Genomic DNA, 13360 nt, shown 5'->3' with positions numbered 1-13360 from the left:
GAAAACGGGTTGGGCATTAAGCCACAATCAAAATCAGCAGCCTGCCTAATTAGGTGGGAGTTACACCCCAGCTTATTAACGGACACTCCTGATGGTAGTAACGGCTTCAACCGCGATGATTGAGTTTTCTCATGCTCTGCACCCATTCAATTAATACTGTGTATACATACAGTATTAAGCTATTTGCTAAACTCGTCAATAGTAAACGTTATGTTTTTAGCAAAATGTCTAAATTTGATTTTCAGGCATAAAAAAAGCCCATCAATGATGGGCTTAGTCGTATAACAGGTGCAGAAGTAAGAAGGATTACAAACCGTACACCAGGCTGATAGAAGTGGTGGTGTCGGTATTCTTTGGCGCAGAGGCTGGAGGCTTGCTGTTGTAAGTCACGGTGTAAGCCAGACGCAACGCGAACTTTTCGTTAATGGCGACGCTGAGTGCGGTTTCGGAGTTCAGCGTGGTTTCTTCGTTCGCCAGCGCGGAAACGCCTTCAGAGAACTTGGTATTGTCGGTCAATTGGTACGAATAGTTGGCCGCACCGTAAGCCAGCGCTTTGGTGGAACGCCCACCGCCATGGTATTCGTCGTGACGCACGCCCGGACCGAATTCAACTCGCAGATCGCTAAGCGGCCCATTGAGGATTTGGCGACCATAACCGCCGGTCAGCGTCGAGCGGGAATCATAACCGTTGAAGCGATCGCTCAGCCAGCTCGCCTGACCGAACAGGTAGTTACGACCGGACAGGTTATAACGGGTACGGCCGCCGGCCTGATACTTTTCTGACGAGCGCACGTTGGAGGATGTGGTGTTGTTGGCCGCACCCCACAGGCTATAAGCGGCATCGCTGTTGAACCAGGTCATGCTGGTATTGGCCAACAGGGTAGAGCTTTGTGAGTTGCCTGACTGCGAGTTGTAACCGGCCTGGACGTTGCCTTCAAACGGTTTTTTGGCGGTGGCCGGATCGTCCATCGCGGTGAAAAGCGTATTGTCGGCAAGGGCTGAAACACTGGTGAAAGTCGTTAAGCAGCTAATGAACAGCGGAATAGCGCGGCGAGCGCGTAAAGAGAGCATTTTTGATCCAGTTGTTAAGAGTGGTTATAAGTGATTTCGGTCACATTATATCGGTTCGCCATTGCGACCAAAATAGCGACTATTAGCTTAAGTTTTTAATTTATCGTCCTCACTTATTCACTTTTCTTCTACTGACTTTTAACCCTGTTAACGGCATAAAATACTGATTGCCATTATTATTTATGTGGTCAATGGTGTGGGCGGCAACGGGGAATACCGTTGCCGTTGGGGAAATGATTACAGGAAGGTGGTGACCAGAAGATATCCGGTGATACAGGAACACAGCACGCCGATCAGGCCAGGAATAATAAAGCTGTGGTTGATGATAAATTTGCCGATGCGCGTTGTTCCAGAACGGTCAAAACCGATGCAGGCCAAATCGCTTGGATAAGTGGGCAAGACGAAGTAACCGTACGCGGCCGGGAAGAAAGCCAGCAGCATTTTGGGGTCGACGCCCAACTGCAGCGCCATTGGGGCAATGGCGGTGAGCGCAGCTGCCTGGCTGTTGACCAGCTTGGAAACCAGGAACAGAACGATCGCGTAAGTCCACGGCTGACTTTTTACCACGTCTTCAAGCAGGAGTTTTAACTCTCCCATATGTGCCTGGAAGAAGGTATCACTCATCCACGCCACGCCGAATACGGAAAAAATAGCGACCATGCCGGCTTTGAAAACCGCACCATTGGCAATATCGCCGGGTTTGACTTTGCAGCCCATCAGAATAACGGCACCGGCGATCAGCATCATCATCTGGATCACCAGATTCATAGACAGCGGTTTCAGTACCCCTTTGGCATTGGCAAAGGAAGGGCGTAAATCAGCAAAAGCCCCCAAGAGTACGACGATGGCGATAGCCGCAAAGAAGATCGCTGTGGACCAGTAAGCCTGCTTGGGGAATCTCTGATTGAGCAGTGTTTCGGTGCTGCCAAAAATATAGGCCCGTTGTTCTGGATCTTTGATTTTTTCCTGGAATTCAGCGTCCTTATCCAGATCTTTACCGCGGTGCAGGCTCCATAAGGCCGCCATTAGCACCCCGACTAATGAAGCCGGGATCGAGACGGCAAGGATTTCTACCAGCGTGTAAGCTTTGCCAATCCCATGTCCTGCGGCAATGATTGAAACCAGGGACACAACGGCCACGGAAACCGGCGAAGCTGTGATGGCCATTTGCGAGGCGACGGAAGCCACGGCCATTGGGCGTTCTGGGCGGATCCCTTTTTTGATGGCGATATCGGAAATGATCGGGAACATGGTGTACACCACATGCCCTGTGCCGCACAGGAACGTCAGAGTCCAGGTGGTGAAAGGGGCAAGCAGCGTGATGTGCTGTGGGTGGCGGCGCAGCAGTCGCTCTGCATATTGCATCATCACGTTCAAACCGCCGGCAGTTTGCAACACTGAAGCACAACCGATTACTGCAAGAATAGTCAGCATAACCTCAACGGGAGGTTTACCTGGTTCCAACCCGAATATAAAACATAAGAGGAATAAACCAATACCGCTTATTAGGCCCAGCCCCATACCGCCAAACCGAGTGCCGACTAATAAGCAGATTATAATAATTAAGAACTGCAAAGTGATCATGATAGTCCCTTGTCAAGAAATGAAAAGCAGCTAACGCTCATACATTCTCAATGCAGGTGACACGGGCTCTGTCTACGCAGATTAACCCTAAAGAGGTGCGAACGAATAGCACCATAATTATTTATTTTTCGCGCGATAACTGTGAAGTTCCGCAATATTTATTCAATAAGTTTTACTCATATTTTTGTATTTTAATTAATAGATGAAAGTAATTGAAAATAAATTGCCGGTTTATTGTTTGTTATTTGTGTTTCAGTTGTTTAATTTTTAGGTGATTTGATTTACCCGTTAAGGTTCTTGCGGTGGAAAGGGTAAACCTCAGGCTTTTGAACGTTCGGTGGATGAGGCATGTGGGTCGTTGCGTTTCTAGTGTATCGAATTATTTACGATTTTGTCGGGTTTTAGCATTTTGGTGTGCAAGGAAGTCTCGTGTGGTTGAGAGTCTTAAAAATCATTAATAATCATTGTGTTAAGTTATTTATTCTGGTTTTTCTATGACTTATTTAGCGCTTTTTATTTGTGGTAATTTTTTATTTACACCAAATGGATTGAAATCTTTACATTTCGTGGTAGGGTAAGAACCTGAAACGCTCAATGTTCTATCAACGCTTACGCATAACGGCAAACGACAGGAATAGCATCATGCAAAAAGACGCGCTCAATAACGTTCATATCAGTGCAGAACAGATTCTGATTACTCCGGAAGAGCTGAAGAACCAGTTTCCGCTTAGTGCCAGCGACGAGAATGAAATCGCCACGGCACGCAAAACCATCGCCGATATTCTGCAGGGGCGCGATCATCGCCTGCTGGTGGTATGCGGACCTTGTTCTATTCACGACCCGGATGCGGCACTTGATTACGCCCGTCATTTGAAAACCCTGTCAGCTGAATTGAGCGATCAGCTGTATATCGTTATGCGTGTCTATTTTGAAAAACCTCGTACCACCGTCGGCTGGAAAGGTCTGATTAACGACCCATACATGGACGGTTCGTTTGACGTTGAAGCAGGTCTGCACATTGCGCGTCGCCTGCTGCTGGATCTGGTTGGTATGGGCTTGCCGTTGGCGACCGAAGCGTTGGATCCGAACAGTCCGCAATACCTGGGCGATTTGTTCAGCTGGTCAGCGATTGGTGCGCGCACGACTGAATCGCAAACTCACCGTGAGATGGCTTCAGGGCTGTCAATGCCGGTAGGTTTCAAAAACGGTACCGACGGCAGCTTGGGCACGGCGATCAATGCTATGCGCGCCGCAGCAATGCCACACCGTTTTGTCGGTATAAATCAGGCTGGGCAAGTGTGCCTGCTGCAGACGCAGGGTAACCCTGATGGCCATGTGATCCTGCGCGGTGGTAAAACGCCAAACTACAGCGCTGAGGACGTGGCGGCCTGTGAAAAACAGATGCTGGATGCGGGACTCCACCCGTCCTTGATGATAGATTGCAGCCATGGCAACTCGAATAAAGACTATCGCCGTCAACCGGCGGTTGCCGAGTCCGTGGTAGAGCAGATCAAAGCGGGTAACCGTTCGATCACCGGCATCATGCTGGAAAGCCACTTGCACGAAGGCAGCCAGTCTTCTGAGCAACCGCGTGCAGATATGCGCTATGGGGTTTCTGTTACCGACGCCTGTATTAACTGGGAAAGTACAGAGACGCTGTTGCGCCATATGCACCAGGAACTCGGCACCGCGCTGACGGCACGCACTGGAGAGTAGTAAGTTATGGTGGCTGAACTGACCGCGTTGCGCGATCAAATCGACGAAGTGGATAAGGCGCTGCTGGAGCTGCTGGCTAAACGCCTGCAGTTGGTGGCGGAAGTGGGAGAGGTTAAAAGCCACCACGGCTTACCGGTGTATGTTCCAGAGCGTGAGGCGGCGATGCTGGCCTCACGGCGTCAAGAAGCGGAAAACCTGGGTGTGCCGCCCGATTTGATTGAGGACGTGCTGCGCAGGGTGATGCGCGAGTCTTACGTCAGCGAGAACGACAAAGGCTTTAAAACGCTACATCCGCAACTGCGCCCGATCGTCATTATCGGCGGCAACGGTCAAATGGGGCGGTTGTTTAATCGCTTGCTGACGCTGTCCGGTTACCAGGTCAAAGTGTTGGACCAGGAAGACTGGAATCAGGCTGATACGCTGCTTGCCGATGCCGGAATGGTGATTGTCAGCGTCCCTATTCACGTCACCGAACAGGTGATTGAGCGGTTACCGCCGCTGCCGGCGGACTGTATTCTGGTTGATCTGGCCTCGGTAAAAAATCGCCCGTTGAATGCCATGCTGGCGGCGCACAGCGGCCCCGTGGTGGGGCTGCATCCCATGTTTGGCCCAGACGTAGGCAGCGTAGCCAAGCAGGTGGTGGTCTATTGCGATGGCCGCGAACCGCAAGCCTACCAATGGTTGCTAGAACAGCTGCAGGTATGGGGGGCGCGTTTGCACCGTATCAGCGCGGTTGAGCACGATCAGAACATGGCGTTTATTCAAGCCCTGCGCCACTTTGCGACCTTTGCTTATGGTTTGCATCTGGCGGAGGAAAACGTGCAGTTGGAGCAGTTGCTGGCCCTTTCTTCACCGATCTATCGGCTGGAGTTGGCGATGGTCGGGCGGCTGTTTGCTCAAGACCCGCAGCTGTACGCGGATATCATTATGTCTTCCGAAGAGAACATTGCGCTGATCAAGCGTTACTATCAGCGGTTTGGTGAGGCAATAAAACTGTTGGAGCAGGGCGATAAACAGGCGTTTATCCAAAGCTTTCAGAAGGTCGAACATTGGTTTGGCGACTATGCGCAACGTTTCCTGGTGGAAAGCCGTTCGCTGCTACGTCAGGCGAATGACAGTCGCCAATAATAATGATAAGGGTTCGGTTATGCCGAACCCTTTTTAATGGTATTCAGGACGGATTGACTGGCACCACGGTGTCGCTCGGGTAACACCCCAGCACCTTCAGCGAGCGGGTGATTGGCGTCAGATCTCTCAATGCCTTCTGCATCGCCTCAGAACGCAGGTTAGCCTGCACATCGATATAAAACATCTCTTCCCACGGGTTGCCGTTAATCGGGCGCGATTCCAGCTTGGTCATGATGATGCCGTTGTCGCGTAGTACCAGCAGCGCTTCCACCAAGGCACCCGACTGCTGGCCGGTGGCCATAATCAGCGTGGTCTTAGCGGGCACCTGCTCGGAAACTTCGATAGCCTTGCGCGCCAATACGATAAAGCGGGTAATGTTCTGCTGCTGATTGGCCAGGTTATGTTCCAGTACCTGCAGGCCATAGAGTGCACCGCCGGCTTCGCTGCCCAGCGCCGCCGCTTTTGGCGAGTTCAACTTTGCCACTTTTTCCATTGCCGCAGCGGTGCTTTCACAGTATTCGATTTTCCAGTGCGGGTAGCGATTAATGAACTGGCTGCACTGTTGGAAAGGTTGCGGGTGGCTATATACGGTTTCGATCTGATCAAGGTCAGTATCGCTGGCGATCAGCACACAGTGATCGATAGGGTTAGTCAGTTCGCCGACGATCGACAAACTGGTGTGTTGCAGCAGGTCGTAAACGTCATTAATCGAGCCGGAGCTGGTGTTTTCGATCGGCAGGATGGCGTAATCCGCCTGGCCGGTTTCAACCTGGGTGAAGATATCCTGGAATTTCTGGCAGCCGCACTCGATCAACTGATCGAAATGGCGAGCGGCGTATTGGCGGGCTGCCAGGTGCGAATAAGAGCCTTTCGGGCCAAGGAAAGCGATGCGGGCAGAATGCTGGCTGATTTGATTGAGCTGGTGCTGCAACAGCGCCTGCTGAGTCAGTACGGAGTCTTCGATAATCAGTTGAAACAGACGGGTGACGTAGAATCCGTCCAGATCGTACGGCTTGGCTGCGGCGATCAGGGCGTCCAGCAGGTCGCGTTCACGCTCTTTATCACGGATTGGCCGATGAGAGTGCAACTTGGTTTTACCTACCTCTACCGCCAGCTCACGGCGTTCTGCCAGCAAGGACAGCAGTTTAAGATCCAGTGCGCTGATGCGTTGGCGCAGCACGAGTAACGGGTTGTCGGTCATAATCAGCTTCTGCCTTATATTTTTATACGTCGTAAAATAGCCATAAAAAAAGCCCCCTGATTTCAGGAGGCTTTGCTGTTCGTCTTCGCATTCTTTATCACACGACGAAACGCCTCCCAATCAGGGGAAGGTAAAAAAGAATGCGAAGAAAAACGGTTTACGGACCATGTACTATCCAAAGTGTGTGAGACAGGTTTTAAAGTAACCGCAGGTTTTTATCTCGTCAATAAAAAAACCAGACAAAAAACGCGCCCTCAGGCGCGTTTGATGTGAAACAGCCGCTAAACGGTTATTCCTGTTCCGGCTCCACTTCCGGAACGATGTCCTTCACGCTGGCGGCGGCACGGCGTGCTTCGCCTTTGTGCTGCACCTTGTTCAACTGACGCTCCAGCTTGGCGATCAGTTCGTTAACGGCGGTATACATGTCTTCATGTTTTGCGCTGGCGACCAGCGGGCCGTTAGGTGTGGTAATGGTGGCGTCGGCAACAAACCCTTTCGGTTCTTTGGATAAGACGATATGCGGGTTAATCAGTTGGGCCTGCCATTTTTCCAGTTTGGTGAGACGGTCTTCGACGTGACTGCGGATTGCGGGAGTGATATCCATTTGTTTGCTGGTAATGTTCAATGTCATATAACTTACCTCTCTGTCTTTCCGTCTTGGATGAGTCCAGCATACCCCGCTTTTTGCTGAAATGCGTGATGAAAATCACGTTTTTTTGTCACTTTTTGCAAAGTTAGTTCAATCTGTGATTCAGCATCTGAAATGGCCATCTAACGCTTGAGTCTTGGAAGCGGAACGCGCATTATTGAAAGGATAAGCGGTGTTGCAGTCTTGCTAACATCGTGTTTTTGCTTGTGTATTTATCCGGGTCTGGGTGAATTTACAGCAAATAAAAACGGCAGCCGAAGCTGCCGTTTTGTTTTCCTGCCGTTACCCATCAGACTATGCCGGGTTGGCGCTAATCACTTTGGCCACTTTGTCGGCCTGGCCGTTCAGTTGCAACTGCTTGTACGCATTTTCCATCAGCGGCAGCGCGTCGCGCGTCGCTTGAGTATCAGGGAATTCACGCAGCATCTGTTCAGCACGATTAACGACCGCGACGTAGGCACCGCGTTTAGTGTAGTATTCCACCACCGAAAGCTCATACTTGGCCAGGCGGTCTTTTAGATACACCAGACGCTTGTTGGCATCGGTTACATACTGGCTGTTCGGGTACTGCTGAATCAGCTGGCTGAAATCGCGAAATGCAGCGCGAGCATGCTGTGGATCGCGGTCTGAACGATCGACCCCGAAGAAGCCTTGCAGTGCACTGTCATCCAACGCCATATCGGTCAGGCCACGCATATACATCACGTAGTCGATGTTTGGGTGCGTTGGGTTCAGACGCATGAAACGATCGATAGATGCCTGAGCCATAGGTAAATCGGCAGATTTATAGTAGGCATAAATCAGGTCCAACTGTACCTGCTGAGAGTAGGGTCCGAAAGGATAGCGGTTATCCAACGCTTCGAGTTGCGTAATCGCGCCCTTAAAGTTACCGTCCTGCAGTTTTTGCTGGGCAGTAGCATAGATTTCCGAAGGCGGGTTGTCGGGAACCGCATCCTTGGATGTGGAGCAACCTGCCAGCGCCAGGCTCAACGTGGCTGCCGCCACCAGATATTTCATACGCGTCATGACGTTTTGATTATCCTCAGGGTGTTATTCCGGGAGACTGTCCGTTAAGCTCCCGACAAAGACCAGTTACAATAGCACATTATATTAAACGGCATCGCCGTGAAAACCCAACGTTAACGAAGAAGCTGCATATGGCACAACAAGTACAACTCACCGCAACGGTGGCCGAATCTCAACTCGGACAACGTTTAGATCAGGCTTTGGCCGAATTGTTCCCTGATTATTCACGATCTCGCATAAAAGATTGGATCCTGGACGATCGGGTGCAGGTCAATGGCAAAACGATAAACAAACCGAAAGAGAAGGTGCTGGGGGGAGAGACGGTCGCCATTGATGCACAGATAGAAGAAGAGGCCCGTTGGGAACCGCAGGACATCGCGCTGAATATCGTCTACGAAGACAGCGACATTTTGGTCATCAACAAGCCGCGCGACCTGGTTGTGCATCCTGGCGCCGGTAACCCGGACGGCACGGTGCTCAATGCGTTGCTGCATTACTATCCTGAAATCGCCGACGTACCGCGTGCCGGTATCGTGCACCGTTTGGACAAGGACACGACCGGCCTGATGGTAGTGGCGAAAACCGTTCCGGCGCAGACCCGGTTGGTAGAAGCGTTGCAGGCACGTGAAATCACCCGTGAATACGAAGCTGTCGCCATCGGTACCATGACCGCCGGCGGTACCGTCGAAGAGCCGATTTCGCGCCATTCGACCAAACGTACCCACATGGCGGTGCACCCGATGGGGAAACCGGCGGTGACGCATTACCGCATTATGGAACACTTCCGCGCGCACACTCGCCTGCGTCTGCGTCTGGAAACCGGCCGTACCCACCAGATCCGTGTGCATATGTCGCACATTAACCACCCGCTGGTGGGCGATCAGCTGTACGGTGGTCGTCCACGTCCGCCAAAAGGGGCTTCGGAGGCATTCATTGCCACACTGCGCGGTTTCGATCGCCAGGCACTGCACGCCACCATGCTGCGTTTATATCATCCGATCAGCGGTATCCAGATGGAGTGGCATGCGCCGCTGCCGCAGGATATGGTCGATCTGATTAACGCACTGAAGCTCGATACCGAAGAATTCAAAGATCAGATGAACTGGTAATGGATTCGCTTATCTTGCCCGATTGGCCACTGCCTGCAGGGGTAAAAGCCTGCAGCAGCACCCGTAACGGTGGCGTAAGTCGGCCGCCGTACGGTTCGCTCAATCTCGGCACTCACGTGGGTGACGAGACTCAGGCGGTGGCGGATAACCGTCAACGTCTGGTCGCGGCGGCGAACCTGCCGCAGATGCCAGTCTGGCTGGAGCAAGTGCATGGCACGCGCGTGGTGCGACTGGATGGGCAAACGCCTGTCGATTTGCAAGCGGACGCGGTTTACAGCAATGTGTCAGGGCAGGTGTGCGCAGTGATGACAGCAGACTGCTTGCCGGTTTTATTCTGCTCGCAGTCTGGTGATGAAGTCGCTGCAGCTCATGCCGGTTGGCGTGGATTGTGCAACGGCGTGCTGGAGCAGACTTTAGCGGCGTTTTCCACTCAGCCTGCAGGCATCAGCGTTTGGCTCGGCCCGGCGATCGGCCCGCAGCAGTTTGAGGTAGGGCCGGAGGTCCGCGCGGCATTTATTGCTGTTGATCCCGGCGCTGAGCTGGCTTTTGCCCCTCGCGGCGATAAATACCTCGCAGATATCTATTTACTGGCTCGTCAGCGTCTACAACGCGCAGGGGTTCATGCTATCTATGGCGGAGACCGTTGTACGGTGAGCGAAATCAGTCATTTTTTCTCCTATCGACGCGACGGAATAACCGGACGTCTGGCAAGTTTAATCTGGCTGATATAACCTATTGAATTAGGACGGTCCAACGGCGCATGATGTAGTACCGAAAATATACAGTCGAAATAACCTTGAAAATTTGAGGGATGACCTCATTTAATCTCCAGTAGCAATTTCGACCAATCTTGGAGGTGTTATGCGTCTGGATCGTCTTACTAACAAATTCCAGCTTGCCCTCGCCGATGCCCAATCTCTAGCCCTTGGGCGCGACAACCAATTTATTGAACCGTTACATCTGATGAGCGCTCTGCTCAATCAGGATGGGGGCACGGTTCGCCCATTATTAACTTCTGCCGGTATCGATGCTGGGCGCGTGCGCACCGAGATCGAACAGGCCTTGTCTCGTCTGCCTCAAGTTGAAGGTACCGGTGGTGACGTTCAACCGTCGCATGAGCTGGTGCGTGTCCTGAATTTGTGCGACAAGCTGGCACAAAAGCGGGCGGACAAATTTATCTCATCCGAACTCTTTGTTCTGGCGGTGCTTGAAGATCGCGGTAACTTGACCGATCTGTTGAAAGCAGCCGGTGCAACGACCGATAAAATCAGTAAGGCCATTGAGCAAATGCGAGGCGGTGATAGCGTGGAAGATCAAGGTGCTGAAGACCAACGTCAGGCGTTGAAGAAATACACTATCGATCTGACCGAGCGTGCTGAGCAGGGCAAACTGGACCCGGTTATCGGCCGTGACGAAGAGATACGCCGTACCATTCAGGTGCTGCAACGTCGTACCAAAAACAACCCTGTGTTGATCGGCGAACCTGGCGTGGGTAAAACCGCCATCGTCGAAGGCCTGGCTCAGCGCATCATCAATGGCGAAGTGCCGGAAGGTTTGAAGCATAAGCGCGTGTTGTCCCTCGATATGGGGGCGTTGATCGCTGGTGCTAAATATCGCGGCGAGTTTGAAGAGCGTCTGAAAGCCGTTTTGAGCGATCTGTCTAAACAGGAAGGCAGCGTCATCCTGTTTATAGATGAGCTGCACACAATGGTTGGTGCAGGTAAAGCCGATGGTGCGATGGATGCGGGCAATATGTTGAAACCTGCGTTGGCACGCGGGGAGCTTCACTGTGTCGGCGCGACAACTCTCGACGAATATCGTCAATATATAGAGAAGGACGCGGCGCTTGAACGTCGTTTCCAGAAAGTGTTTGTCGCCGAACCCAGTGTTGAAGACACCATCGCTATCTTGCGCGGTTTGAAAGAACGTTATGAACTGCATCACCACGTGCAGATCACCGACCCGGCAATCGTTGCGGCGGCGACGCTGTCGCACCGCTATATTTCCGATCGTCAACTGCCGGATAAGGCCATTGACCTGATTGATGAGGCGGCGTCCAGCATTCGCATGCAGATGGACTCCAAGCCGGAATCGCTCGATCGCCTTGAGCGCCGGATTATTCAGCTCAAGCTGGAGCAGCAGGCCTTGAGTAAAGAGTCGGACGACGCCAGCAAGAAACGCCTGGAAATGCTGAGCGGTGAGCTGGAGCAGAAAGAACGCGAGTATTCAGAGCTGGAAGAAGAGTGGAAAGCGGAAAAAGCTTCGCTCTCCGGCACGCAAAATATTAAAGCGGATCTTGAGCAGGCCAAAATCAGCCTGGAGCAGGCGCGTCGCGTTGGCGACCTGGGGCGGATGTCGGAGCTGCAGTACGGCAAGATCCCAGAGCTGGAAAAACAGCTTGCCGCTGCCACGCTGGCCGAAGGCAAGACTATGAAACTGCTGCGTAACCGGGTGACCGACGCAGAAATCGCTGAAGTGCTGGCGCGCGCTACCGGTATTCCTGTCGCCAGAATGCTGGAAGGCGAACGGGATAAGCTGTTACGTCTGGAACAAGAGCTGCATTCGCGGGTCATTGGCCAGAACGAAGCGGTGAGCGCGGTATCCAACGCGATCCGTCGTAGCCGTGCCGGGCTGTCAGATCCGAACCGACCTATCGGTTCGTTCCTGTTCCTCGGTCCGACCGGGGTAGGTAAAACCGAACTGTGTAAAGCGTTGGCTTCGTTCCTGTTCGACAGCGACGACGCTATGGTGCGTATCGATATGTCCGAGTTTATGGAGAAACATTCGGTATCGCGGCTGGTGGGGGCGCCTCCAGGTTATGTCGGTTATGAAGAGGGCGGTTATCTGACCGAGGCAGTGCGTCGCAGACCTTATTCAGTGATCCTGCTGGATGAAGTGGAGAAAGCGCACCCGGATGTGTTCAACATCCTGCTGCAGGTATTGGATGATGGCCGCCTGACCGATGGTCAAGGCCGTACCGTCGATTTCCGCAATACGGTGGTGATCATGACTTCCAACCTGGGGTCTGATCTGATCCAGGAACACTTTGGTCAGATGAACTATACGCAGATGAAAGAATCGGTAATGGAAATGGTAACGCACCACTTCCGCCCGGAATTCATCAACCGTATAGATGAGGTGGTAGTGTTCCACCCGCTCGGTCAGAAACACATCGCCGAGATCGCCAAGATTCAGTTGGCACGTCTGTACAAACGTTTGGAAGAGCGTGGTTACGAAGTGACTATGACCGAACCGGCGTTGGAGCTGTTGGGCAAAACCGGTTTCGATCCTGTGTATGGGGCTCGTCCACTGAAACGAGCTATTCAGCAGGAGATCGAGAACCCGCTGGCGCAGCAAATCCTTTCCGGCAAGCTGATCCCGGGTATACCGGTGACGCTGGATGTCGAAGACGAGCATATCGTCGCCAAACAGTAACGGCTATCTATTATCTATATAGTGATTACGATAAAAGGGAGCGGGCGACCGCTCCCTTTTTTTATCGGCTTTGGTTGGGTTTAAGCTGTTTGCCCTGGCAATGGCGCTAAAATCCCGTAATTTCGTCTAATAAATATCCTAAAATGGCTTTATTGGTGGTTATTTGAGCGCTTGAAAAGTTTTTTGCATTTAGGGGTTGCGGCCTTCTGAGAACTCCCTATAATGCGCCTCCACTGACCGGGAACAACGACTCATCTAACGAGAACCAGTCGCCCAGCCAGAAAGATTCAAGCCGGTGAAAACACCGTTTCTTAATAAGAAAAAAGCTTGACTCTTTAGGTGAAAAGCGTAATATACGCCACCTCGAGTTAGCAACCTAACTCACTGCTCTTTAACAATTTATCAGACAATCTGTGTGGGCACTCCACAAGACGATATCCA

11 protein-coding genes and 1 other annotated feature are annotated in these 13360 nt (G+C 52.1%); of the genes, 5 read left to right on the top strand and 6 right to left on the bottom strand.

All coding sequences use genetic code 11. The annotated features are described in order from the left end of the window. Positions 1-306 precede the first annotated feature (306 nt). On the bottom strand, positions 307-1071 hold the full coding sequence (locus ACMGG1_RS20200) for a YdiY family protein (protein WP_414160975.1): 765 nt from the start codon (positions 1069-1071) through the stop codon (positions 307-309). Between the two features lie 237 nt (positions 1072-1308). Then, positions 1309-2655, bottom strand: a complete 1347-nt coding sequence (locus ACMGG1_RS20195; protein ID WP_046374471.1) for an anaerobic C4-dicarboxylate transporter — start codon at positions 2653-2655, stop codon at positions 1309-1311. Positions 2656-3297: 642 nt separating this feature from the next. Between ACMGG1_RS20195 and ACMGG1_RS20190 the strand changes: the two genes are divergently transcribed. Together ACMGG1_RS20190 and tyrA are read left to right on the top strand one after the other, a co-directional pair. Further along, positions 3298-4371 carry a 3-deoxy-7-phosphoheptulonate synthase gene (locus ACMGG1_RS20190; RefSeq protein WP_122077302.1) on the top strand — a complete coding sequence of 358 codons (1074 nt, stop codon included), beginning with the start codon at positions 3298-3300 and terminating at the stop codon, positions 4369-4371. A gap of 6 nt (positions 4372-4377) precedes the next feature. Then, positions 4378-5499, top strand: a complete 1122-nt coding sequence (tyrA, locus tag ACMGG1_RS20185) for a bifunctional chorismate mutase/prephenate dehydrogenase (RefSeq protein ID WP_130016208.1) — start codon at positions 4378-4380, stop codon at positions 5497-5499. Between the two features lie 43 nt (positions 5500-5542). Here the strand turns inward: tyrA and pheA are convergent, their stop codons facing one another. The 4 genes from pheA to bamD all read right to left on the bottom strand — a co-directional run bounded on the left by pheA (position 5543) and on the right by bamD (position 8375). Beyond that, a complete protein-coding gene (pheA, locus tag ACMGG1_RS20180) occupies positions 5543-6700 on the bottom strand; it encodes a bifunctional chorismate mutase/prephenate dehydratase (RefSeq protein WP_020825297.1) in 1158 nt (385 codons plus the stop codon). 42 nt (positions 6701-6742) lie between these two features. Next, positions 6743-6869, bottom strand: a sequence feature (Phe leader region). After that, positions 6821-6868 carry a pheA operon leader peptide PheL gene (gene pheL / locus ACMGG1_RS20175; RefSeq protein ID WP_187962929.1) on the bottom strand — a complete coding sequence of 16 codons (48 nt, stop codon included), beginning with the start codon at positions 6866-6868 and terminating at the stop codon, positions 6821-6823. It overlaps the preceding feature by 48 nt. Positions 6870-6989: 120 nt before the next feature. After that, on the bottom strand, positions 6990-7331 hold the full coding sequence (raiA, locus tag ACMGG1_RS20170) for a ribosome-associated translation inhibitor RaiA (RefSeq protein ID WP_020825298.1): 342 nt from the start codon (positions 7329-7331) through the stop codon (positions 6990-6992). A 312-nt stretch (positions 7332-7643) separates the two neighbouring features. Continuing rightward, positions 7644-8375, bottom strand: coding sequence for an outer membrane protein assembly factor BamD (bamD, locus tag ACMGG1_RS20165; protein ID WP_020825299.1), 732 nt, complete (start codon positions 8373-8375; stop codon positions 7644-7646). Positions 8376-8506: 131 nt separating this feature from the next. Between bamD and rluD the strand changes: the two genes are divergently transcribed. From rluD to clpB, 3 genes are all read left to right on the top strand, one after another. Next, entirely contained in the window at positions 8507-9484 is a 978-nt protein-coding gene (gene rluD / locus ACMGG1_RS20160; RefSeq protein WP_020825300.1) for a 23S rRNA pseudouridine(1911/1915/1917) synthase RluD, read from the top strand. Next, positions 9484-10215: a purine nucleoside phosphorylase YfiH gene (gene yfiH / locus ACMGG1_RS20155; RefSeq protein ID WP_128864978.1), complete on the top strand. Its 732-nt coding sequence runs from the start codon at positions 9484-9486 to the stop codon at positions 10213-10215. Before rluD ends, yfiH begins: the two co-directional genes overlap by 1 nt. A gap of 130 nt (positions 10216-10345) precedes the next feature. Then, entirely contained in the window at positions 10346-12919 is a 2574-nt protein-coding gene (gene clpB, locus ACMGG1_RS20150; protein WP_020825302.1) for an ATP-dependent chaperone ClpB, read from the top strand. The last annotated feature ends 441 nt before the right edge of the window (positions 12920-13360 follow it).

The sequence above is a fragment of the Serratia sp. BNK-12 genome (genome assembly GCF_047456085.1).
GTDB classification, from domain to species: Bacteria; Pseudomonadota; Gammaproteobacteria; order Enterobacterales; family Enterobacteriaceae; genus Serratia; species Serratia liquefaciens.
Note: the sequence above shows the minus strand (reverse complement) of the source record. Positions and strands in the feature narration are given on the sequence as shown.